The sequence below is a fragment of the Metapseudomonas phytobenefica genome (assembly GCF_043392685.1).
GTDB lineage: Bacteria > Pseudomonadota > Gammaproteobacteria > Pseudomonadales > Pseudomonadaceae > Metapseudomonas.
This window is the reverse complement of sequence record NZ_JBHZGM010000007.1, coordinates 168,158-187,844: the sequence shown is the minus strand read 5'-3', so window position 1 is coordinate 187,844 and position 19,687 is coordinate 168,158. Positions and strand designations below refer to the sequence as shown.

The window sequence follows — 19,687 nt, the reverse complement described above, 5'->3', positions numbered from 1 at the left end:
CATTGTGCAAGCCGCCTTTGAACTGCTCACCGCGTACGGAAAACTCCAGCAGTTCGGATACGTCAAAACCGTTACGGTTCTTACTCGTTACGGTAATGCCGACGATGGCGAAGGCCTTGTCGCCCTCGCCCTTCTGAATCACGTCTTGTACGAAACCACGCGCGATACGGCTCATTGGTCAATCTCCATTGCAGTAGTGAAGGGGCCGGCCACAGAACGGCCCAAGTTGGATTTGGGGCCGCGCGGAGCAGCCGAGGAACGGGCCCAAAAGCCCAAACGCTGGATAGCCAGCAGGCCCAGGGCGAGCCAGAAAACAGTTTCGAGGGTGGCGGCGAGCATCAGGCGCCCTCCCCTGCATCGGTCAGCGAGGCGTAGCCCATCCAGTCGGCCAGACAAGGCGTGCCGCGTCCCTGTTCCACCAACTCATACAGGCGCTCAGGCTTGGCACCGTCCGCCTTGCGTTGATCAAGAGCCGCCATCGTTTCGGCAACCTGATCGCGGAGCGGCGATGCGGCCACAGCAGCCCGCAAACGTGCGCGCATGTCCAACTGGCGACGGTCGCCACGGGTCATGCGCTGAGCGCTCATTTCGGCCCACTGGATCGGGGTGTACGGGGCGTCTTCGGGACGGTCGCAGACCACCGCAGGACCGCCACCGGCCAGCAGACGGTGAGCCGGTACCAGGGCGCCGGAGATGGACATAACGAGGAGGTACTTCATCTCAGGCCACCAGTCGCAGGTGAGACGGAATAACAGCCGGGCGGTAGAAACTCGGCACCTGGGGTTCGAAGGTGCGTTCGACTTCGCGCACGTTGTGGATGTAAACCAGACGGCGACTGGAGTCGAAAGGCAGCTTGATATCGATACCGATGGCGCGCAGACGGGCGCGATGCTCCTGAACGGCAGACTTGTTGAAGTCGAATTGCTTGCCGTGGACCCACTCCATGGCGTAAGTAGCAGTACGGGTGGCCGCCTGCATCGAATTACAGATGCCTTCGCGTATCAGTTGTTCGGAAATGCTCGCAATGTCGTAAGCGGTAACGTTCATCTTGTCACCCGTAGTCAGGAAATCCCGGTGGATTTCACGCAGTCGCTCTTCATCGAATAGGCCCCAAAAGCAGAGGCGTTCACGCTTCAAAAACTCCGAACGAAGCTTGATCTCCGCCCGGACCATGCCGACTTCCGCACAGTGGTCGCGCAGTTGCTTGACGTAGCGGTATTCGTCGGAGTCCTCGCCGTAGGCGCGTTTCACCTTCGGTAAGAGGTGGGCGTCCAGTTCGGCCGCCTTGTTGTAGTTACCGGGGTACACCAGCCGCCCCGCTTTCTCGCCACCCTTCGGCGTCCACACACAGGTGTTGCCGTCCGGGTACAGGTAGCCGATGGAATTCCGGTAGCGCTGGCTGGAAATGCCACGCAGGTAAGCGCGTTCGTTGCCCTTGCCGACGTAGAAATTACTGGTCAGGTCGAGGCGCTGAAAAACCGCCCCATCCGGCAGCGCAGTCCCGTCCTGCAGGCGATCCACCCGCGTGCACTTGGTCATCGGCGGCAGGCCCTCATCGGCCAAAATCGCGTTAATCACCTTCATGCAATCGTCCAGGCGCTCGATACCGAACACGTTGTCGAGCCGATTGATCCGGGAGGCGTTGCCATCAACCGTGATCCGGCGCCCGCAGACATGAATGCGAAACGTGGTGCAGTAGCTACCCTCTGCGAAGAAGGCCGGCGCGGATTCGCTGAGCAGTTCTTCGGACTCCGCGTCGAAGCGACGGACCAAGATATCCGCGACCTTGGGCAGGTCGTACGGATAGTCCTGATAGGCCTTGACCCAGTCGTAAAACATCGAGTCCCTTCCGCCTTCTCAGTTTCTAAGAAATTAGATTCAGGCGGAAAATTAGATTCTTAGAATCTCAATGTCAAGGCTCTAAGAAAATCAGGCTACGATAAAAGGCGCCAAACACTTGACGGACATGGAAATAATGCCGACCAAGCACATCGACGACGCCACATGGCGGAAGGTTGAAAAAGAGACAGTGAAAGCGGTGGTCCAACTACAGGCTTCAGTGAAAGACACTGAAGTGTTGCGCTGGCTCATCCTCAAAGGGCTGGAAGAAATGACGCCCGAGGACTACCAACGCTTCCACAAAAAAAAGGATTGAAGATCAATCTGATACGGACGGGACAAGAAGGGATAACAACGTGGAATGGATGCTAATGGTAGGCATGGCCATGAACGACCCGAACCCCATGCTACTGGTGAAGGTTCCAACATTTGACGAATGCCAGACAGCCGTAATCAGGTTCGAGCTGATGAGCACCATCGCGCAAAAACAGCGCGACAACCTAGACCCGCCAGACCTGTACCTGACCTGCAAGAGAAGCAAAAAGCAGGGGGACTGAGGGAGGGGTTACCCCGGAGTTCCGGGGTAAAGTGGGGGTGTTACACCAGCCGCCCCGCTTTCTCGCCACCCTTCGGCGTCCACACACAGGTGTTGCCGTCCGGGTACAGGTAGCCGATGGAATTCCGGTAGCGCTGGCTGGAAATGCCACGCAGGTAAGCGCGTTCGTTGCCCTTGCCGACGTAGAAATTACTGGTCAGGTCGAGGCGCTGAAAAACCGCCCCATCCGGCAGCGCAGTCCCGTCCTGCAGGCGATCCACCCGCGTGCACTTGGTCATCGGCGGCAGGCCCTCATCGGCCAAAATCGCGTTAATCACCTTCATGCAATCGTCCAGGCGCTCGATACCGAACACGTTGTCGAGCCGATTGATCCGGGAGGCGTTGCCATCAACCGTGATCCGGCGCCCGCAGACATGAATGCGAAACGTGGTGCAGTAGCTACCCTCTGCGAAGAAGGCCGGCGCGGATTCGCTGAGCAGTTCTTCGGACTCCGCGTCGAAGCGACGGACCAAGATATCCGCGACCTTGGGCAGGTCGTACGGATAGTCCTGATAGGCCTTGACCCAGTCGTAAAACATCGAGTCCCTTCCGCCTTCTCAGTTTCTAAGAAATTAGATTCAGGCGGAAAATTAGATTCTTAGAATCTCAATGTCAAGGCTCTAAGAAAATCAGGCTACGATAAAAGGCGCCAAACACTTGACGGACATGGAAATAATGCCGACCAAGCACATCGACGACGCCACNTGGCGGAAGGTTGAAAAAGAGACAGTGAAAGCGGTGGTCCAACTACAGGCTTCAGTGAAAGACACTGAAGTGTTGCGCTGGCTCATCCTCAAAGGGCTGGAAGAAATGACGCCCGAGGACTACCAACGCTTCCACAAAAAAAAGGATTGAAGATCAATCTGATACGGACGGGACAAGAAGGGATAACAACGTGGAATGGATGCTAATGGTAGGCATGGCCATGAACGACCCGAACCCCATGCTACTGGTGAAGGTTCCAACATTTGACGAATGCCAGACAGCCGTAATCAGGTTCGAGCTGATGAGCACCATCGCGCAAAAACAGCGCGACAACCTAGACCCGCCAGACCTGTACCTGACCTGCAAGAGAAGCAAAAAGCAGGGGGACTGAGGGAGGGGTTACCCCGGAGTTCCGGGGTAAAGTGGGGGTGTTACAGCGCCCCCACCCTGCCGGGTGCCGATCCGAGGCGCCCAAACAGCCAAATCAAAAGCGCCTCCGGCGGCCCTCCGGGGGCTCTCGGCGAGGCCAGGGATGCAGGGGGTAAAGCTCTCCCTGCATCCCAGGCGGAGAGTAGTTGGACGGGGTACGTTCAAGGGTGCGCTTCGCCCGGCGCTCCGTTCGCCGGAACGGTAAAGCGTGTTCCGACGAGCCGGTGCGGCGGCCCTTGACGTGATCAGCTACGACCTTGGCGGGAAAGACGGGCAAGAAAGTGATCCATAGACTCGCCAGCCTGAGGGGAAACGCCCGTTTCGGTACCAATCTGTTCTTCTGCAGGAGTCGGCCGGCGCCGAGATGATGGCGAAACTGGTACCGAATCGTTGAGAAGATCGCCCTGGCCACAAGCCTCCAGCAGCAAAGCAGCAGCCGAACGGGCCCGCTCCAGGGTCTGGCGAAGCACGGCGATTTCCTGATCGCGATCCTGTACGTCACGACGCAAGCCGCGAACCTGGGCAGCAAGGTCGAGCGAATCTATAGCGGCCTGATGAAAAGCCTTGCTGGCGACCTTCTGCCCGTACTGCGCCTTCATGCGATCAGCCAGAGCGTCATCTACGTCGAATTTGATAAGCACAGCAGCACCCTCCTTTTTGGTACCTTTTCGCCGACCTGGTCGAGATCTGCCGGCGGGGAAATGGTACCAAATCATAAAGTGCTGTCTAGGGGGTTTGGTACCTTTTCGTTCCACCTGGTCAGCTGCTCGAGGACGAAAATGGTACCGATTGCGGAAGGAGTCGGTGCTGGCCGGGAAGGAGATGGACGTGAAGGTGGTACCAATCGGCTTCCCATAATCCGGGGTTGATGTTACGTGGAAGCCGTGGCCGGACATAGTCCCACGGCATCCACTCAACATAACCCCGAACCCAATTATGTGCAGTAAATTTTACTGCGCATAAATTTTGCTTGCGTTTATATATTTTGCGAAGCTCCTTCCAACCGGACGCTCTAGGGCCGAGGCTCGTGGGTTGATTTCTTTCTCCAGTGCCGCTGCTGTGCAATAATTGAGCTGCACCAAGGAGGAACCATGTCCGCAGCTCGCGAAGACAAACCCAAGAAACCAGCTTTGAAAGGCGGTTTCGTCGAAATCAAAAAAGATACCGGCGCCATGCATGTGCGTTGGGGCAGCGTGCTGACTGTAAAAATCGCTGATCGCTTTTCTAACTACGGAAAGGCTGCTGTAAAGGTGACCAAGGTGCAGGTCAAGGAGCTCGAGCGGCAGATCCTTGGCGACATGAAGCGTCTTGCTGTCACCGAAGAGCCTGTCGACCTGACCAAGGCCCTGGCCGAGGATGGCGTAACTGTGCTCAAGGCCGAGACCGCTATCGACCTGCTGGATAACCCCGGCAAGCCCAACAAAAAGCTCGCGGCCCTCCTGGAACTGCACTGATAAATGGACTTCATCACCACCGCCTACGACAAGGCAGTGGCGCGGGATGCGTTCGATTGCGGTAAGCACCCGGCCCTCAACACATATATCGCGAAGCAAGCCACCCAGGACGAAAAGCGTAACGTCTCCAGGACGTTCCTCTACCTTGAGGACGGGGCTCTGGCCGGCTACTACACCCTCGCTAGCACCTCAATCTTGCTTACCGACGTGACCGCCGAGTTGGCCAAGGGGTTACCTCGCTATCCGCTTCCTGCGGTGCTCCTAAGTCGTCTGGCGGTCGAGAAGGGGCAGCAAGGTAAAGGTCTGGGTAAGCGACTCATCGCAGACGTCTTCAGGCGCGTCTACGCGAGCTCGAAACATGCAGGCGTGGCGTTCCTTGCGGTAGACGCCAAGGATGTGGATGCGGCGATTTACTACGGCAGCCTCGGATTCACCGCCTCTCCGGTGAACCCGCTGCGCTTGGTGCTTCCAACCGGTACCTTCATTCCAACCCTCAAGGCCAGGGAAGACGCCCCCAAGGGTTAAGCGCTATGAATGCCTGGAAAGCCGAGTTTGGCGCAGAAACTGTGAAATCCTGGCTCCAGTAATCTCCGGCCTGGGGGCGGATTCCGACCCCAGCCAACTCATCCCCTACTGCAATACACGCCTTCGTCGAAACACCGTCCCTCCGTGACGCCTCAAAAGACTGCCCACAACTGATCGAGCCGCGTTGTATAGCTCTGGCTCATCAATTCCCGGCACATACCCCAATCCGGCGCCACGGGAACGCCGCCTGGCCGAACAGGCGTCAGCTTGGGCCAAATCCCAGGCGGTTCTGATGCCCTGGGCGTGGAGGTGCTCCGTCATGCGCCGGTCGATGCCCCAGGCCGAGATTGCGCTACCGCCGTCATTGAAAAAATCATCGCGTCCGAAATTGCTGAGGTCTTGGTCTTCATCGCTGAACATGAAGTTCACCATGCGCTCTCGTCTAAGGCCGGAAACCCCGGTGCATGCACCGGGGTTCTCCGACACGCCATATCCGGCCGGTGCGTGGTCGGCCGCTGGCAGTTCCGATTAGTGGAACTGGTTCATGGTGTTGTCTTCACCGCTGGCCTTCAGAGCTGCCTCGCCCGAGAAGTACTCCTTGTGGTTGTCGCCGATGTCGGAACCAGCCATGTTCTGGTGTTTGACGCAGGCGATGCCCTGGCGGATTTCCTGACGCTGCACGCCCTTCACGTAGGCCAGCATGCCCTGGTTGGCGAAGTAGCCCTTGGCCAGATTGTCGGTGGACAGGGCTGCGGTGTGGTAGGTCGGCAGGGTGATCAGGTGGTGGAAGATGCCGGCGTGAGCCGAACCGTCGCGCTGGAAGGTACGGATCTTCTCGTCGGCGATCTGGGCCAGTTCGGTCTCGTCGTATTCCACGCTCATCAGGTTGGCGCGGTCGTAGGCGGAGACGTCCTTGCCTTCGGCAACGAACGCATCGAATACCTGCTGGCGGAAGTTCAGCGTCCAGTTGAAGGACGGGCTGTTGTTGTACACCAGCTTAGCGTTCGGGATGACCTGACGGATGCGGTCAACCATGCCTTTGATCTGGCCAACGTGGGGCTTCTCGGTTTCGATCCACAGCAGGTCGGCACCGTTCTGCAGCGAGGTGATGCAGTCCAGGACGCAGCGGTCTTCGCCGGTGCCCTTGCGGAACTGGAACAGGTTGGAAGCCAGGCGCTTGGGACGCAGCAGCTTGCCGTCGCGGTTGATCACCACGTCGCCGTTCTTCAGTTCGGCGGCGGAGATTTCTTCGCAGTCCAGGAAAGAGTTGTACTGGTCGCCCAGGTCGCCCGGTTGCTTGGTCACGGCGATCTGCTTGGTCAGGCCGGCGCCCAGGGAGTCGGTACGGGCGACGATCACGCCGTCATCCACGCCCAGCTCGAGGAAGGCGTAGCGCACGGCATTGATCTTGGCGAGGAAGTCTTCGTGCGGAACAGTAACCTTGCCGTCCTGGTGACCGCACTGCTTCTCGTCGGACACCTGGTTCTCGATCTGGATGCAGCAGGCACCGGCTTCGATCATCTTCTTGGCCAGCAGGTAGGTGGCTTCCGGGTTGCCGAAACCGGCGTCGATGTCGGCGATGATCGGTACCACGTGGGTTTCATAGCCGTCGATCTGAGCCTGGATTTCGTCCTCCTTGGCCTTGTCGCCGGCAGCACGGGCGGCGTCCAGCGCGGTGAACAGCAGGTCCAGTTCGCGGGCGTCAGCCTGGCGCAGGAAGGTGTAGAGCTCTTCGATCAGGTTGGCGACGGCAGTCTTCTCGTGCATCGACTGGTCGGGCAGCGGGCCGAACTCGGAACGCAGCGCGGCCACCATCCAGCCGGACAGGTAGAGGTAGCGCTTGTTGGTGGTCTTCAGGTGCTTCTTGATGGAGATCAGCTTCTGCTGACCGATGAAGCCGTGCCAGCAGCCCAGGGACTGGGTGTAGACGGAGGAGTCGGCGTCGTACTCGGCCATGTCCTTGCGCATGATGGCCGCGGTGTACTTGGCGATATCCAAACCGGTCTTGAAGCGGTTCTGGGCGCGCATGCGGGCAACCGACTCGGGGTTGATAGCGCTCCAGCTGTTGCCGTTTGCTTCTTTCAGAGCGGCAATGGCCTTGATGTCGTTTTGATAAGCGGACATGGTCAATCCTTCAAAGTATGTATGGAGTTGAGCACCGACTTTGCACCCGCTTAGGCGGTCGTTCGAAGGCCGGCTGCAGTGGTATTGAACGGTACAAAGCCAGGCAATGCCTCCACGCGTGCGAGCCAAGCCTGAACGTTCGGATAGTCCGATAACGAAACGTTTCCTTCAGGCGCGTTGACGATGTAGCTGTAGATCGCGACGTCAGCAAAGGTGGCCGAATCCCCCACAAGGAAACTACGCCCGTCCAACTCGCTGTTCATCAGTGTGAGCAAGGTGTGCGAGCGGGCGATAGCGTCCTGCGTGTCCAGCACAGCGCCAAAGACAGTGACTCGTCGCGCCGCAGCTGGCCCGAACGCGAGCTGGCCGGCGGCCACGGAGAACCAAACCTGCACTCGCGCCGCACCCTTGGGGTCACGTGGGATCCACCGACTTGCAACGTCGTACTTAGCAGCCAGATACACCAAGATGGCATTGGAGTCGGTGATGATCGTCCCCTCGTCGTCCAATACGGGGATCTGGCCGAACGGGTTCATCTTTAGAAATTCGGGCGACTTCTGCTGCTTGGTCTTGAGGTCGATATAAACAAGCTCATACCGCACACCAAGTAACGACAGTGCGAGGAGTGCGCGATGAGAGTGACCTGAAAGCGGATGGTGATAGAGCTTAATGGTCATTTCAGTACTCCAGGAATTTGAGGAAAGCTTGTGTTCGCAGCACTTGCAGTAAGCTCGACCTCGAACTGACTAAACGCGAGGACAGGCGCCCGAGCAGTAGTCTGCTCTGAGCCCAGCTCCGGCACTTGGCCGGCCGACTAACTGAGCGCTTTGTCTGCGGCGATTAGAGCTCCCCGGTCAGGAACTGCGCCTTCCCACGGCCGAAGGACCAGTCCGCGTCGCTGTTCTCCACCAGCGAAACGATTAGATCATCCGCTGATAGACCGCATTCGGTTTGCAGCTTGTCGACCAGTAAGCGGTAGAACTCCGTCTTCTGCTCCTGCGAGCGCGGCCGCGAAATAATCGTCAGTAAGACGACGCTTGCCGAACGCGCGTAACCCAGCCCCGTGTCCTCCAGCACAAGTTCGCCCGGACGATGCTGCGTGACACATTGATAACGATCGCTGGATGGAACTTCGAAGGCTTGCACCATGGCGTGGTGGGCTACATCCAAGAGGGTACGGAGCTCTTCGTCACTGCGTCCCTGGATAAGGTCAAACTTGAGAAGCGGCATACTGATTGTCCTGTGTGGGTAGTCTCGAGTCGGCCGATTGGCCCCCCGCCCCTGCCGTGGCAGAGATTGGGACCCAGGAGGCGGCCTAGCTCAATGCTTCAGAGGGGCCAAAGAACTCATAACGAGCTCTCGTCTCGGGCAAGCCCAGTTCGCGCAAAGTTCGCTTGATGAAGGCCATGAACGGCTTCGGCCCCAGGAAATAGGCATCGAAATCAAGGTCTGCAGGTAGCCATTGCTGCAATTGGGCAAATGTGGGCCGGCCGACTGCATCCGGCTCACGCGGTGCCTGTGCCTCAACCTCCTCGTAGACGACAAACCGTTGAAACTGCGGGTGGTGCGACTCCCAGGAATCGATCTGCTCGCCGAAGGCATGCACCTGTGCACTGCGTGCATAGTGGATGAAGATGATGCGGCGATTGCTGCCAGCTAATGCAGCCTCGGCCATGGCCAGTGTCGGCGTGATGCCTACGCCCCCACTAATCAGCACCAGGGGTCTGTTGCTGTCGTTGAGCGTGAACTCCCCAGCTGGCGGGAACAGCTCCAGAGTGCTTCCCTCGCTCACAAGGTCATGCAGGTAATTGGAGGCCACTCCACCGGGCTCGCGCTTGACACTGATGCGATAGCCACGTCCATTGGCGGCGGCTGACAGCGAGTAGTTACGACGAATTTCCTGGCCACCCACGATCAGGCGCAGACTGATGTATTGGCCCGCCTTGAAGTCCACCACCGAACCACCATCAACGGGCTCCAGGTAGAAAGAGCTGATTTCGACGCTCTCAGGCACCTTGCGGACCACGCGAAACTCACGACCGCCTCGCCACCCTCCAGGCGCGGCAGCCAGGGAAGCATAGGCCTCGCGCTCGGCCTCAATCAGAATATCGGCGAGCTGCTGGTATGCCGCCCCCCAGGCCGCAATCACTTCATCGGTCGCTAAGTCCGAGCCCAGCACTTCGCGGATAGCGCGCAGCAAACAGGTGCCGACGATGGGGTAGTGTTCAGGTTGAATCTGCAGTGACACGTGCTTGTTTACGATCTGCGCGGCCAGTGGGCCGAGAGCCTCGAGCCTGTCGATATGGCGCGCATACTGAAGTACGCCGTTTGCAAGCGCTCGCTGCTGCGCGCCGCTGCTTTGGTGAGCCTGGTTGAACAGCGGGCGAACTTCCGGGTATTCGCTAAGCATTAACTTGTAGAAGTGTGTGGTAAGCGCCTCACCACCGGTTTCCAACAACGGAACTGTCGCCTTGATGATGTCGCGTTGAGTGTCTGTCAGCATAAAAGGTACCTAGGAAAGTTTCAGATGAACGAGGACCCCAAGCGGTCCAATGCATGTGATTCCGGCGACAGCCCGCACGAGGCCTTGCCCTCGATTTACGGAGAACGGGGTTGCGTGCGGACCGTCGACCGCACGCAACCCAAACCGGTCATGACGCGGACCGGGACGCAAGAGCCACCAACCCTGTCGCCAGGGCCGGCGGGAGGGAGCGAGAACACGACGACCAGCTCTCCGGAGGTCGGCATGGTTGCCGCCCTACAGTGCTGCGAACGCTCTTCAAAATTTCTCGGAGGTCCCAGCTTCATGACACGGCGCCCGTCGACGAGCGCCGCGGTTGGTTACTGAGAGGTGGGCATGACAAATTCAGCGCCCTTGGCAATGCTGTTCGGCCAGCGCTGCATAATCGACTTCTGCTTGGTGTAGAAGCGCACGCCCTCTTCACCGTAGGCATGGGTGTCGCCGAAGAGCGAGCGCTTCCAACCGCCAAACCCGTGCCAGGCCATGGGCACAGGAATCGGCACGTTAATACCGACCATGCCAACCTGAATGCGGCGTGCGAACTCACGCGCGATGTGACCATCTCGGGTGTAGCACGCGGTGCCGTTACCGAACTCATGCGCGTTGATCAGCTCTACCGCCTCGGCGAAATCCTTCACCCGCACGCAAGCTAGCACCGGGCCGAAGATCTCCTCCTTGTAAATTTTCATCTCAGGTGTGACGTGGTCGAACACGGTACCGCCAAGCCAGAAGCCATGGTCGCAGTTCGAGCCGGCCTGCTTGCCGTCAAAGCCACGGCCATCGACCAGCAGCCGCGCACCTTCCGCGACGCCTTGTTCGATGTAGCCGGTGATGCGCTGACGCGCCGCCTCCGACACGATGGGGCCCATCTCGGCAGCCAGGTTCATACCGTCGAGAACCTTGAGCGTCTCAGTGCGCTCCACCAGCTTGGGCATCAGCTTGTCGGCGACATCGCCCACCAGGACGGCCACGGAGATGGCCATGCAACGCTCGCCGGCCGAGCCGAAGGCTGCGCCCATGAGGGCATCGACCACCTGATCGATATCGGCGTCGGGCATGACCACCATGTGGTTCTTAGCGCCGCCCAGCGCCTGTATGCGCTTACCGTGGCGAGCACCGGTTTCGTAGATGTGGTTGGCGATGGGCGTCGAGCCAACAAAACTCACTGCCATCACATCCGGGTGATCCAGCAGCGCGTCGACGGCCACCTTGTCGCCCTGCACGACATTGAACACGCCGTCGGGCAGACCGGCCTGCTTGAGCAACTCCGCCATGAACAGCGAGGGCGAGGGATCGATCGGGCTGGGCTTGAGCACGAAGGTGTTGCCGCAGGCGATGGCCACCGGGAACATCCACATGGGCACCATCACCGGGAAGTTGAATGGGGTGACTCCCGCCACCACACCCAGCGGCTGGCGCATGGTCCAGTTGTCGATGTTGGTAGAGACCTGCTCGGTGTAATCGCCCTTGAGCAGCTGCGGGATGCCGCAGGCGAACTCGACGATCTCGATACCACGGGTGACTTCGCCCTGGGCATCGGTGAAGACCTTGCCGTGTTCAGCCGTGATCATTCGAGCCAGCTCGTCGCGATGCTGGTTCAGCAGCTCCAGGAACTTGAACATGACGCGTGCCCGACGCAGCGGCGGCAAGTTCGACCAGGCCGGAAAGGCGGCTGCTGCGGACTTCACTGCTTCATCGACCTCTTGGGCAGAGGCCAGGGCCACCTCGCCGGTCACTACACCGGTAGACGGGTTGGTGACATTCTGCGCGCGGCCGGAAGTGCCAGGCGTCACGCGGCCGTGGATGAAATGATCGATGCTAACTGGCTGACTGGTCATGACGGGTGTCTCCAATCGAAGTAGAAAGGTAGGTGGAACGTTCCTCAGCGAAACAGCGCTGGGTCAGGCGAAATTGGCTTCGGCGAAGGCCCAGTTGGCCAACTTGTCGAGGAAGACATCGACAAAGACGGGGCGCCCATTGCGGTAGTCGATGTAATAGGCGTGTTCCCAGACATCGAGGCACAGGAGCGGCTTGTCGCCACTGGTCAGCGGATTGCCCGCTGCGCCGGTGTTGAGCACATCGACCGAGCCATCGCCCTTCTTGACCAACCAGGTCCAGCCCGAGCCGAAATTGCCGATAGCGGAGGCGCGAAATGCGGCCTTGAAAGCGCCTAAGCTTCCCCACTTGCCCTGGATGGCCTCGGCCAGCAAGCCAGTGGGTTCATTGCCACCCGCAGGCGTCATCGAGTTCCAGAAGAAGGTGTGATTCCAGACTTGAGCGGCGTTGTTGTAGATCGCACCAGCGGGAGCCGTCGTGACGATTTCCTCCAGCTGCGCACCTTCATAAGGCGTTCCCTTTATCAGGCCATTCAGATTCGTCACGTATGCCTGATGGTGCTTGGAGTAGTGGTAGTCGAAGGCTTCCACTGACAGGTAGGGAAGCAGCGCACTCTTCTCGTACGGCAGGGGGGGAAGTATGTGTTCCATTGGGATCTCTTCTTGTTCACGGAAGCGGCGGACCGATGGCTTTCAGCAACTGCCAAAGCCAGGCTCCATAAGCGGTTGCCATAGAGCCAACCGACTTCCAGTGACGATAGGGTCCCAATAAATTCACGTAAAATGATGATTAGTGATGACTTGATTCACTAATTGTGAATCGTCATCGGAATTTGTCCATTCCGCGAGCGGAGCGAAACCCATCGGCATCGTTGATGGGTTTCGCAAGCCGCCCACCCTGCATAGCCGTGCCGTAAATGGGACACAGCCCAGTGGCCCCACAGGCGAAATGCACGCAGATTTGCGTTGATCTTCATCCGCCATGGTTCACCAAAAAAGATCGCACGCATCACCAAACATCATTTGTTGAGATCAAATGATCGGCCTATCGTCCGTCGAACAAGAAGCCGAAGCCCACGAATCTCCCGAGGGACTGAGGGTCAACAATCACTGCTAGACGGAGACAAAGAAGTGGAACCGAATGCACTCGCCGGGATTCGCACGAACCCCCTGTTTGTCGCACTGGTAAGACGCCGCAGAAGATTTGTCGCATGCCTCACTGCGGCGACCCTGCTCCCGTATTTCGCCTTCATTTACGTCGCCGGCTTCATGCCAGAGGTGCTTGCAGCGCGGTTCTCCGCCGCCAGCATCGTGACGATCGGCTGGCCGATCAGTGTCGTGCTGATTGTCGGCGCCTGGCTGTTGACGGGCTTGTACATTCGCCGCGCAAATGGCGAATTCGACGAGCTCACCGCAAAGATCCTCGCGGGAGAGCAGTAATGAATCGCACAAGTCAGTTCCTGATTATCTCGGTCCTGCTGGGCTGGGCGACGGCCGCGTCTGCTGCGCCAGGGGCACTGGAGGCGGTCGAAAAGCAGCCGATCAATTTGACGGCGATCGCAATGTTCCTGGTGTTCGTGGTGGCAACTCTTGGCATCACCTACTGGGCCGCGTCCAAGACCAAGTCGATGGAGGACTTCTACACCGCCGGCGGCGGGATCACCGGATTCCAGAACGGCTTGGCCTTGGCTGGCGACTATATGTCGGCTGCAGCCCTGCTCGGCCTGACCAGCATGATCTTCTTCAACGGCTACGACGGCATGATCTATGCGATTAGCTTCTTCGTGGCGTGGCCACTCCTCCTGTTCCTGTTTGCCGAGCGCATTCGAAACTTGGGGCGCGTGACCATCGCGGACATAGCTGCTTATCGGCTCGACCAAAACCGGATTCGCACGCTGATGGCCTTCGGCTCACTGACCGTGGTGTGCTTTTACCTCGTCGTGCAGATGGTCGGCGCAGGTCAACTGATCCAATTGCTTTTCGGCCTCCCCTACAACTATGCGGTAATCGTGGTCGGTCTGCTCATGGCGATCTACGTCACCTTCGGTGGCATGGTCGCGACGACATGGGTGCAGATCATCAAGGCGGTGCTTTTGCTGTTTGGTGGCACCTTCCTCGCTACGCTGGCCCTGGCCCAATTCGGCTTCTCGCTCAACACACTGTTCGAGCAGGTGGTCGCCACCCATCAGAGTGGAAGCGCAGTGCTGCTGCCGAGCAAGTTGGTGTCCGACCCAGTGGCCATGATTTCGCTGTCGATCGGGCTCGTGTTCGGAACGGCCGGGCTGCCCCACATCCTCATGCGGTTCTTCACCGTCCCGGACGCCAAACAGGCGCGCAAGTCGGTGTTCGTCGCTACAGGTTTCATCGGTTTCTTTTTCCTGGTCGTTGCGGTGCTGGGCATGGCCGCCATCGTGATCGTGGGGAAGAACCCCGCCTTCTTTGAAGCTGGCCAGCTCGGCGGAAAACTCATCGGTGGCGGCAACATGCCAGTCATGCACCTGGCAAAGGCGCTGGGAGGCGATTTGATGCTCGGATTCCTTTCAGCCATAGCTTTTGCAACGATTCTGGCTGTGGTTGCGGGTCTCACGATGGCAGGTACTTCGGCGATCTCGCATGACCTCTACGTCATGGTGGTCAAGAAGCGTCATGCTGACGTGGCGAGTGAACGGAGGGTGTCGAGAATTGCCTCTGTGTGCATCGGCGTGGTGGCCGTGGCACTGGGCATTCTGTTCAAGGAGCAGAACATAGCCTTCCTGGTAGCACTCACCTTTGGCGTCGCAGCGTCGGTGAATTTCCCGATCTTGGCTCTCTCCATGTACTGGAAAGGGCTGACAACGCGCGGTGCATTGATCGGCGGCGCAGCGGGCCTAGTGAGTTCGGTCAGTCTTGTCATCCTCTCACCGGCCGTCTGGGTCAAGATACTGGGCAATACCGATGCGGTCTTCCCCTTTGACTACCCGGCAATCATCTCAATGAACCTTGCCTTCCTCTTCGCCTGGCTCGGCTCAATCACGGACCGTAGTTATCGGGCTAAACGCGAGCGGGACGACTTCGAAAATCAGTTCGTCCGTGCACAGACCGGGCTCGGCGCATCCGGCGCAGTCAGCCACTAACACTTATCGGGCAGCACCCGATCCACGACCTGGAATCATGCCTCGCGGCGTGGTCCAGGTTGCTGCCCGCCCCTACTCGCAGATAACGCAACTACGGAGGCAATCATGCAACTAAGAGACAACGGTCTGAGGTTCTCGCCCATCACTGTCATGCTGCACTGGATAGTCGCAGCACTGCTGTTTTCGATCATCGGTTTGGCCATTGCGATTTCTCAGGCTGCCGATGAATCGCGGCAAATGGAACTGACTCAGATGCAAAACCTGCTGGGCATCTTTCTATTCCTCGTTTCGATATATCGATTCTGGGCGAGGGTGACCTCCTACCATCCGCTGCCCGTCGGCACGCCCAACCCCATCGAGGTGATTATCAGTAGATCAGTCGCAGTAGCATTGGCACTAGCGATGGTGCTGCTACCAATCGCGGCTTGGCTTGCCAAGTCGGCTGCTGGAGAGGCGATCGCTCTGCCAGGTGGACTTGCTTTACCAGCCCTCGTCGACCCCAACGCGCAGCTTCAACGGGTAATCGAAATTCTCTTCAACGTTGGTGCAACAGCCTTTCTCGCAGGTCTGGCGCTGCACATCTTTGGCGCGCTGAAAAACCACCTCGTCTTGAAGAACGATTCCTTGAAGCGAATGCTCGGTAAACAAGTGGAGCTGTGAAGTCATGAACAACCTCATTTCGGATTTCCCTGGGAACCAAGTCACCCGGCTATGCGGTGTCCGCTACCCGATTTTTCTCGCCGGCATGGCCGCGATTTCTGGTCCTAAGCTCGTCGCAGCGGTGGCGAATGCCGGAGGGATGGGTACGGTAGGTGGACTGCGGCTACCACCAAAGACCTTGCGCAAGTGGATCCAGGAAACCAGGGAACTCACTGACAAGCCGTTTGGAGTGAACCTTGTCCCGTCGTTCGGAGGTCCGGACGTTTTCGAAGCGCAGTTCCAGGTCATCCTCCAGGAAAAGCCGAAGATGCTGACCCTGTTTTACGCGGAGGATGAGCAGTATGCCGACATGATCGCGCGAGCCAAGGATGCGGGCATTGTCGTTATGGTGCAGGTCGGTTCGGTCAAGCTTGCCCGACTGGCGCTCGAGCGCGGAGCGGACATGCTTACAGCGCAGGGTAGTGAAGGTGGCGGCCATCTGAACAGGGGCACCATCGGGCTCATGTCCTTGTTGCCGTCGTTGCTCGATATTGCACAAGGACGACCGGTGTTAGCGGCCGGCGGCATCGTAACCCGCGACGATGTTCGGGCGGCAATGGAACTCGGAGCAGCCGGCGTTCTAGTCGGCACCGCCTTCGTGGCCAGCGAGGAGTCGAATGCCCATCCGCTGTACAAGCAGAAGATCGTCGAGGCCACTGTAGACGATACCGAGTACAGGACTGGGTATTCGTTTGGCTGGAAGTACGGCACGCCGCATAGGGTCATCCCCAACCGCGACAAGTGGAATCTCCTGCGCTTCATCGGGGGCGGCGCACGTGCGATAGACAAGCCGCGCCTGGCCCAGAAGCTTTCGCTTTACGCTGGACAGGGTGTTGGCAAGATCGGAAGCGTGGTACCTGCAGCAGAGCGCGTAGCGGAGCTTATTGAAGGGCTGCCATTGATAGCATCAGCGGTACCTGGAGTAAGGGACACAGGCGTTGGCCATACTACCGCCGGCTACCAATATTCGGCTTCAGGTGGAAAAGCCTAACCTTTGGGCCGCCGCCACGCCATCTGGCCCCATGTCGTTCATGCGCGCGCTGCTCGTCGGCGTGGCATGTCTGTGGGTCGCAGGGGCTTGGGGGGCGCAAGCGGCGGCCTTCCCGCTTGTGATCACGGCTCTCGCTTCGGGAGCGTCGTGCAGAACGAATGCGGTTCGCGCTTTGACGCAGTTGGCCTCCCACTCGATCAGTGCTGGAGGCGCAGCGTTGCTTTGCCTGGTGCACACAAATGAAGCCGTGTCCTGGCCAGGAGCCGCTGACCCAAAGCTGGCGGCAGGCTGCATGCTACTGCTAATGATCCAATTCACTCGGTTTCGCCACCCTCCTGCACTTGCCAGTGGGGGCGGTGTGTTGTGCGGCATCGATCCGGTGGCGGTTGTCAGTTGCATAGCCGTGACCGGCTCCATTCTGCTGCTCGAACCAGTTTTTGTGCGTATGAGGCGATTGAGCACTTAAAGGACAACAGTGAACGAGCCCCTTGAAACACAGGACACTGTTTCCCCCTTACCATAAGGGATAGGCAAACGACTGTGTTTATGACTACCAGCAAAGACAAATCCATCGAAGTTCTCGGCCAGGAGCGGCGCCGCCGCTGGAGCGTCGAGGAAAAATTGGCCATGGTGCGCGAGAGCCTGGAGCCGGGGCAAAGCGTCTCGGTGGTGGCCCGGCGTAACGGCATCAACGCCAACCAGCTGTTTCACTGGCGCAAGCTCTACCAGGACGGCAGCCTGTCGGCGGTCAGTGCCGGTGAGGCGGTGGTGCCAGCCTCCGAGTTGGCCGATGCGCTGAAGCAGATTCGTGAGCTGCAACGGATGCTGGGCAAGAAAACCATGGAGGCCGAGATCCTCAAGGAAGCGGTGGAGATCGCCCGCTCGCGAAAATGGCTTGCGCACTCACCCTTGTTGCCGGGGGACGACCAGTGAAGGTGGTCAGTGAAAGTCTCGGTGTAGCGCGCTCGCAATTGACGGCTCGACTCAAGCAACCCGCTCCAGGGCAGAAGCCCCGTCGGCGCCGGACGCTCAACGATGTAGCCCTGATCGAGCAGATCCAGCAGGCAGTTGGCGAGTTGCCTAGCTATGGCTATCGCCGGGTCTGGGGCCTGTTGCGGCGACAGCATGAGCAGCAGGCCCTGCCGCCGATCAATGTGAAACGGGTGTACCGCGTCATGCGTGACCACGATCTGCTGCTGGAGCGGCGGCGTAAGCAACCGGGCGTCGCGCGGCGCCACGAAGGTCGTGTTGCCGTGGCGACGAGCAACACCCGCTGGTGTTCGGATGGCTTCGAATTTCGCTGTGACGATGGCGACAAGCTGCGGGTGACCTTCGCCCTGGACTGCTGCGACCGCGAGGCCATCAGCTGGGTGGCCAGCCCAAACGGCTACAGCGGCGACGATGTCCGCGACGTGATGTTGGAGGCCGTCGAGCAGCGCTTCGGTGAAGAACCGCCCGCGTCGCCGGTGCAATGGCTGAGCGATAACGGCTCGGCCTATACCGCCGAACAGACCCGTGCCTTTGCCCGGCAGATTGGCCTGCAGCCCCTGACGACCCCGGTGTGCAGTCCGCAGAGCAATGGCATGGCCGAGAGCTTCGTGAAGACCATGAAGCGCGACTACATCGGCCACATGCCCAAACCTGATCGAGCGACGGCCCTGCGCAATCTGGCCATCGCCTTCGAGCATTACAACGAGCAGCATCCGCACAGCGCCCTGAACTACCGCTCGCCACGGGAGTTCAGGCGCCTGCCAACCACGTCAACTTAACGGGGTGCCGGTGTCCGGTTTGATAGGGGCGAGTCCAAACAGCCACATCATCGCTGGCTGTGTACTCCAAGGGTGAGCAATCGCCAGGATCGTTGTCCCCAAGCTAAATTGCTGGAATGAATTGGCCGAGTGCCACGGAGATAAAAGCAGCCAGTGCGGGAGTGACTAACGTGTCGTTCCGACGGATAAAGACGGTCTTGACGTTAGCGATCTCGGGCGGAAGCTGGTGATAGCGAATACTGTGTCTTTCCCCATAGCTTTCCGCGATGGCCCGAGGCAATAAGGTCACGCCCATCCCCGCCGATACACACGAGAGGATGCCGTCAAGCGTCCCCATTTCGAGGATCTGACTGGGGACAAGTCCAGCCTGATAGAACCAGTGCTCAAGGGTGGAGCGGTAAAAACAGCCTGTACGGAACACCAGCACCGTCTGCTGGGGCATGGTGCTGGTTAGCCTTTCCAACGAGTCGAACTCGCGACTGCTCACCAGAACCAGTTCCTCCTGAAGCACCTCTTGCTGCGACAGCGCCGGGTTCTGGTGGAATCCACCGACAAAAGCGCCGTCGAGCCGATGACTCTCGACAGCCTTTATCAGTTCAACGGTTGTGCCTGTCAGCAAAGACAGTTGCACTTGAGGGTGTTTTTCCCGGTACTTCGTCAGAACCTGCGGCAACCGTATGGCAGCTGTCGTTTCCATCGAGCCAAGCCGAAGGAGTCCCATGGGCGTCGCCGTGTCAAGCAGTGCGCTGCGGCATTCATCCGTGAGCTGCAGAATGCGTCGCGCGTAATCCAGCACGGTTTGCCCGGCTGACGTAAGCACCACACCACTCTTATGTCGAATGCACAGTTGCTGGTTCAACTCGGATTCGAGTTCCTTCACCCGCATGGTGACATTGGATTGCACTGTGCACACCTTCTCGGCTGCGGCCGTGAAGCTTCCGTACTCAGCCACCGCACAGAAGATTTTCAGCTGACGCATCTCCATGACGACCTCTATTTATCATTATGAGTGATCACTTCAATCTCTAAGCATCACTTTACGGGATTCATAAGGATTGGCACAGTACCTTTCACACCTATGATGAGAT

At 58.9% G+C, this 19,687-nt stretch carries 22 protein-coding genes and 1 pseudogene; 10 read left to right on the top strand and 13 right to left on the bottom strand.

What is annotated here, in order from left to right; genetic code table 11:
* Positions 1–171: 171 nt before the first annotated feature.
* From ACFW0B_RS08950 to ACFW0B_RS08940, 3 genes are read right to left on the bottom strand one after another with little or no spacing between them, the layout of a single operon-like run.
* Positions 172–339, bottom strand: coding sequence for a hypothetical protein (locus ACFW0B_RS08950; RefSeq protein ID WP_449147553.1), 168 nt, complete (start codon positions 337–339; stop codon positions 172–174).
* Positions 339–719, bottom strand: coding sequence for a hypothetical protein (locus tag ACFW0B_RS08945; protein ID WP_449147552.1), 381 nt, complete (start codon positions 717–719; stop codon positions 339–341). The genes ACFW0B_RS08950 and ACFW0B_RS08945 overlap by 1 nt, the downstream gene beginning before the upstream one ends.
* Position 720: 1 nt before the next feature.
* A complete protein-coding gene (locus tag ACFW0B_RS08940; protein ID WP_449147551.1) occupies positions 721–1,839 on the bottom strand; it encodes a phage/plasmid replication domain-containing protein in 1,119 nt (372 codons plus the stop codon).
* A 136-nt stretch (positions 1,840–1,975) separates the two neighbouring features.
* Between ACFW0B_RS08940 and ACFW0B_RS08935 the strand changes: the two genes are divergently transcribed.
* Positions 1,976–2,155, top strand: coding sequence for a hypothetical protein (locus ACFW0B_RS08935; protein ID WP_449147550.1), 180 nt, complete (start codon positions 1,976–1,978; stop codon positions 2,153–2,155).
* Positions 2,156–2,225: 70 nt separating this feature from the next.
* Complete coding sequence (locus tag ACFW0B_RS08930) at positions 2,226–2,396, top strand: hypothetical protein (protein WP_449147548.1); 171 nt, start codon at positions 2,226–2,228, stop codon at positions 2,394–2,396.
* A 40-nt stretch (positions 2,397–2,436) separates the two neighbouring features.
* On the opposite strand, the gene ACFW0B_RS08925 is transcribed toward ACFW0B_RS08930, so the two are convergent.
* Complete coding sequence (locus tag ACFW0B_RS08925) at positions 2,437–2,973, bottom strand: hypothetical protein (RefSeq protein WP_449147549.1); 537 nt, start codon at positions 2,971–2,973, stop codon at positions 2,437–2,439.
* 386 nt (positions 2,974–3,359) lie between these two features.
* Between ACFW0B_RS08925 and ACFW0B_RS08920 the strand changes: the two genes are divergently transcribed.
* Complete coding sequence (locus ACFW0B_RS08920) at positions 3,360–3,530, top strand: hypothetical protein (RefSeq protein WP_449147548.1); 171 nt, start codon at positions 3,360–3,362, stop codon at positions 3,528–3,530.
* A gap of 283 nt (positions 3,531–3,813) precedes the next feature.
* On the opposite strand, the gene ACFW0B_RS08915 is transcribed toward ACFW0B_RS08920, so the two are convergent.
* Positions 3,814–4,209 (bottom strand): hypothetical protein, encoded by a 396-nt coding sequence (locus ACFW0B_RS08915; RefSeq protein ID WP_449147547.1) that lies wholly within the window; start codon positions 4,207–4,209, stop codon positions 3,814–3,816.
* A 450-nt stretch (positions 4,210–4,659) separates the two neighbouring features.
* Between ACFW0B_RS08915 and ACFW0B_RS08910 the strand changes: the two genes are divergently transcribed.
* Together ACFW0B_RS08910 and ACFW0B_RS08905 are read left to right on the top strand one after the other, a co-directional pair.
* On the top strand, positions 4,660–5,022 hold the full coding sequence (locus ACFW0B_RS08910; protein WP_449147546.1) for a hypothetical protein: 363 nt from the start codon (positions 4,660–4,662) through the stop codon (positions 5,020–5,022).
* A 3-nt stretch (positions 5,023–5,025) separates the two neighbouring features.
* Positions 5,026–5,547, top strand: coding sequence for a GNAT family N-acetyltransferase (locus ACFW0B_RS08905; protein WP_449147545.1), 522 nt, complete (start codon positions 5,026–5,028; stop codon positions 5,545–5,547).
* A gap of 152 nt (positions 5,548–5,699) precedes the next feature.
* On the opposite strand, the pseudogene ACFW0B_RS08900 reads toward ACFW0B_RS08905, so the two are convergent.
* The 7 genes and pseudogenes from ACFW0B_RS08900 to ACFW0B_RS08870 form a co-directional block, all read right to left on the bottom strand.
* Positions 5,700–5,804, bottom strand: a pseudogene (locus ACFW0B_RS08900) (DUF4113 domain-containing protein); the annotation flags it as partial.
* Positions 5,805–6,075: 271 nt separating this feature from the next.
* On the bottom strand, positions 6,076–7,671 hold the full coding sequence (locus ACFW0B_RS08895) for an isocitrate lyase (protein ID WP_449147544.1): 1,596 nt from the start codon (positions 7,669–7,671) through the stop codon (positions 6,076–6,078).
* Between the two features lie 50 nt (positions 7,672–7,721).
* Positions 7,722–8,348 (bottom strand): glutathione S-transferase family protein, encoded by a 627-nt coding sequence (locus ACFW0B_RS08890; RefSeq protein WP_212632336.1) that lies wholly within the window; start codon positions 8,346–8,348, stop codon positions 7,722–7,724.
* Between the two features lie 163 nt (positions 8,349–8,511).
* Positions 8,512–8,901, bottom strand: a complete 390-nt coding sequence (locus ACFW0B_RS08885) for a tautomerase family protein (RefSeq protein ID WP_151133676.1) — start codon at positions 8,899–8,901, stop codon at positions 8,512–8,514.
* Between the two features lie 85 nt (positions 8,902–8,986).
* Entirely contained in the window at positions 8,987–10,174 is a 1,188-nt protein-coding gene (hmpA, locus tag ACFW0B_RS08880; RefSeq protein WP_151133675.1) for an NO-inducible flavohemoprotein, read from the bottom strand.
* Positions 10,175–10,512: 338 nt separating this feature from the next.
* Complete coding sequence (locus tag ACFW0B_RS08875) at positions 10,513–12,030, bottom strand: CoA-acylating methylmalonate-semialdehyde dehydrogenase (RefSeq protein WP_151133674.1); 1,518 nt, start codon at positions 12,028–12,030, stop codon at positions 10,513–10,515.
* A 63-nt stretch (positions 12,031–12,093) separates the two neighbouring features.
* A complete protein-coding gene (locus ACFW0B_RS08870; RefSeq protein ID WP_151133673.1) occupies positions 12,094–12,678 on the bottom strand; it encodes a superoxide dismutase in 585 nt (194 codons plus the stop codon).
* A gap of 480 nt (positions 12,679–13,158) precedes the next feature.
* Here ACFW0B_RS08870 and ACFW0B_RS08865 point away from each other — a divergent pair, with 480 nt between their 5' ends.
* The 5 genes from ACFW0B_RS08865 (at position 13,159) to ACFW0B_RS08845 (ending at position 18,599) form a co-directional block, all read left to right on the top strand.
* Positions 13,159–13,467 carry a DUF485 domain-containing protein gene (locus ACFW0B_RS08865; protein WP_151133672.1) on the top strand — a complete coding sequence of 103 codons (309 nt, stop codon included), beginning with the start codon at positions 13,159–13,161 and terminating at the stop codon, positions 13,465–13,467.
* Positions 13,467–15,140 carry a cation acetate symporter gene (locus ACFW0B_RS08860; protein WP_151133671.1) on the top strand — a complete coding sequence of 558 codons (1,674 nt, stop codon included), beginning with the start codon at positions 13,467–13,469 and terminating at the stop codon, positions 15,138–15,140. Before ACFW0B_RS08865 ends, ACFW0B_RS08860 begins: the two co-directional genes overlap by 1 nt.
* A gap of 105 nt (positions 15,141–15,245) precedes the next feature.
* Complete coding sequence (locus ACFW0B_RS08855; RefSeq protein WP_449147543.1) at positions 15,246–15,800, top strand: cytochrome b; 555 nt, start codon at positions 15,246–15,248, stop codon at positions 15,798–15,800.
* 4 nt (positions 15,801–15,804) lie between these two features.
* Positions 15,805–16,830, top strand: coding sequence for an NAD(P)H-dependent flavin oxidoreductase (locus ACFW0B_RS08850; RefSeq protein WP_151133669.1), 1,026 nt, complete (start codon positions 15,805–15,807; stop codon positions 16,828–16,830).
* Between the two features lie 546 nt (positions 16,831–17,376).
* Positions 17,377–18,599, top strand: a protein-coding gene (locus tag ACFW0B_RS08845) for an IS3 family transposase (protein WP_449147542.1) whose coding sequence is annotated in 2 segments (ribosomal slippage) — positions 17,377–17,722 and positions 17,722–18,599 — 1,224 coding nt in all. Because the reading frame shifts where the segments join, the coding sequence is not laid out codon by codon here.
* A gap of 103 nt (positions 18,600–18,702) precedes the next feature.
* Here the strand turns inward: ACFW0B_RS08845 and ACFW0B_RS08840 are convergent.
* Positions 18,703–19,584, bottom strand: a complete 882-nt coding sequence (locus ACFW0B_RS08840; protein ID WP_151133668.1) for a LysR family transcriptional regulator — start codon at positions 19,582–19,584, stop codon at positions 18,703–18,705.
* Positions 19,585–19,687 lie beyond the last annotated feature (103 nt).

What these genes read in the sequence shown, in the direction of transcription:
- ACFW0B_RS08895 (WP_449147544.1), bottom strand. Translation starts at nt 7,671, where the DNA reads ATGTCCGCTTATCAAAACGACATCAAGGCCATTGCCGCTCTGAAAGAA.
- ACFW0B_RS08860 (WP_151133671.1), top strand. Translation starts at nt 13,467, where the DNA reads ATGAATCGCACAAGTCAGTTCCTGATTATCTCGGTCCTGCTGGGCTGG.
- ACFW0B_RS08870 (WP_151133673.1), bottom strand. Translation starts at nt 12,678, where the DNA reads ATGGAACACATACTTCCCCCCCTGCCGTACGAGAAGAGTGCGCTGCTT.
- ACFW0B_RS08950 (WP_449147553.1), bottom strand. Translation starts at nt 339, where the DNA reads ATGCTCGCCGCCACCCTCGAAACTGTTTTCTGGCTCGCCCTGGGCCTG.
- ACFW0B_RS08940 (WP_449147551.1), bottom strand. Translation starts at nt 1,839, where the DNA reads ATGTTTTACGACTGGGTCAAGGCCTATCAGGACTATCCGTACGACCTG.
- ACFW0B_RS08925 (WP_449147549.1), bottom strand. Translation starts at nt 2,973, where the DNA reads ATGTTTTACGACTGGGTCAAGGCCTATCAGGACTATCCGTACGACCTG.
- ACFW0B_RS08905 (WP_449147545.1), top strand. Translation starts at nt 5,026, where the DNA reads ATGGACTTCATCACCACCGCCTACGACAAGGCAGTGGCGCGGGATGCG.
- ACFW0B_RS08840 (WP_151133668.1), bottom strand. Translation starts at nt 19,584, where the DNA reads ATGGAGATGCGTCAGCTGAAAATCTTCTGTGCGGTGGCTGAGTACGGA.
- ACFW0B_RS08890 (WP_212632336.1), bottom strand. Translation starts at nt 8,348, where the DNA reads ATGACCATTAAGCTCTATCACCATCCGCTTTCAGGTCACTCTCATCGC.
- ACFW0B_RS08920 (WP_449147548.1), top strand. Translation starts at nt 3,360, where the DNA reads ATGAACGACCCGAACCCCATGCTACTGGTGAAGGTTCCAACATTTGAC.
- ACFW0B_RS08935 (WP_449147550.1), top strand. Translation starts at nt 1,976, where the DNA reads ATGCCGACCAAGCACATCGACGACGCCACATGGCGGAAGGTTGAAAAA.
- ACFW0B_RS08945 (WP_449147552.1), bottom strand. Translation starts at nt 719, where the DNA reads ATGAAGTACCTCCTCGTTATGTCCATCTCCGGCGCCCTGGTACCGGCT.
- ACFW0B_RS08930 (WP_449147548.1), top strand. Translation starts at nt 2,226, where the DNA reads ATGAACGACCCGAACCCCATGCTACTGGTGAAGGTTCCAACATTTGAC.
- ACFW0B_RS08885 (WP_151133676.1), bottom strand. Translation starts at nt 8,901, where the DNA reads ATGCCGCTTCTCAAGTTTGACCTTATCCAGGGACGCAGTGACGAAGAG.
- hmpA (WP_151133675.1), bottom strand. Translation starts at nt 10,174, where the DNA reads ATGCTGACAGACACTCAACGCGACATCATCAAGGCGACAGTTCCGTTG.
- ACFW0B_RS08855 (WP_449147543.1), top strand. Translation starts at nt 15,246, where the DNA reads ATGCAACTAAGAGACAACGGTCTGAGGTTCTCGCCCATCACTGTCATG.
- ACFW0B_RS08850 (WP_151133669.1), top strand. Translation starts at nt 15,805, where the DNA reads ATGAACAACCTCATTTCGGATTTCCCTGGGAACCAAGTCACCCGGCTA.
- ACFW0B_RS08875 (WP_151133674.1), bottom strand. Translation starts at nt 12,030, where the DNA reads ATGACCAGTCAGCCAGTTAGCATCGATCATTTCATCCACGGCCGCGTG.
- ACFW0B_RS08910 (WP_449147546.1), top strand. Translation starts at nt 4,660, where the DNA reads ATGTCCGCAGCTCGCGAAGACAAACCCAAGAAACCAGCTTTGAAAGGC.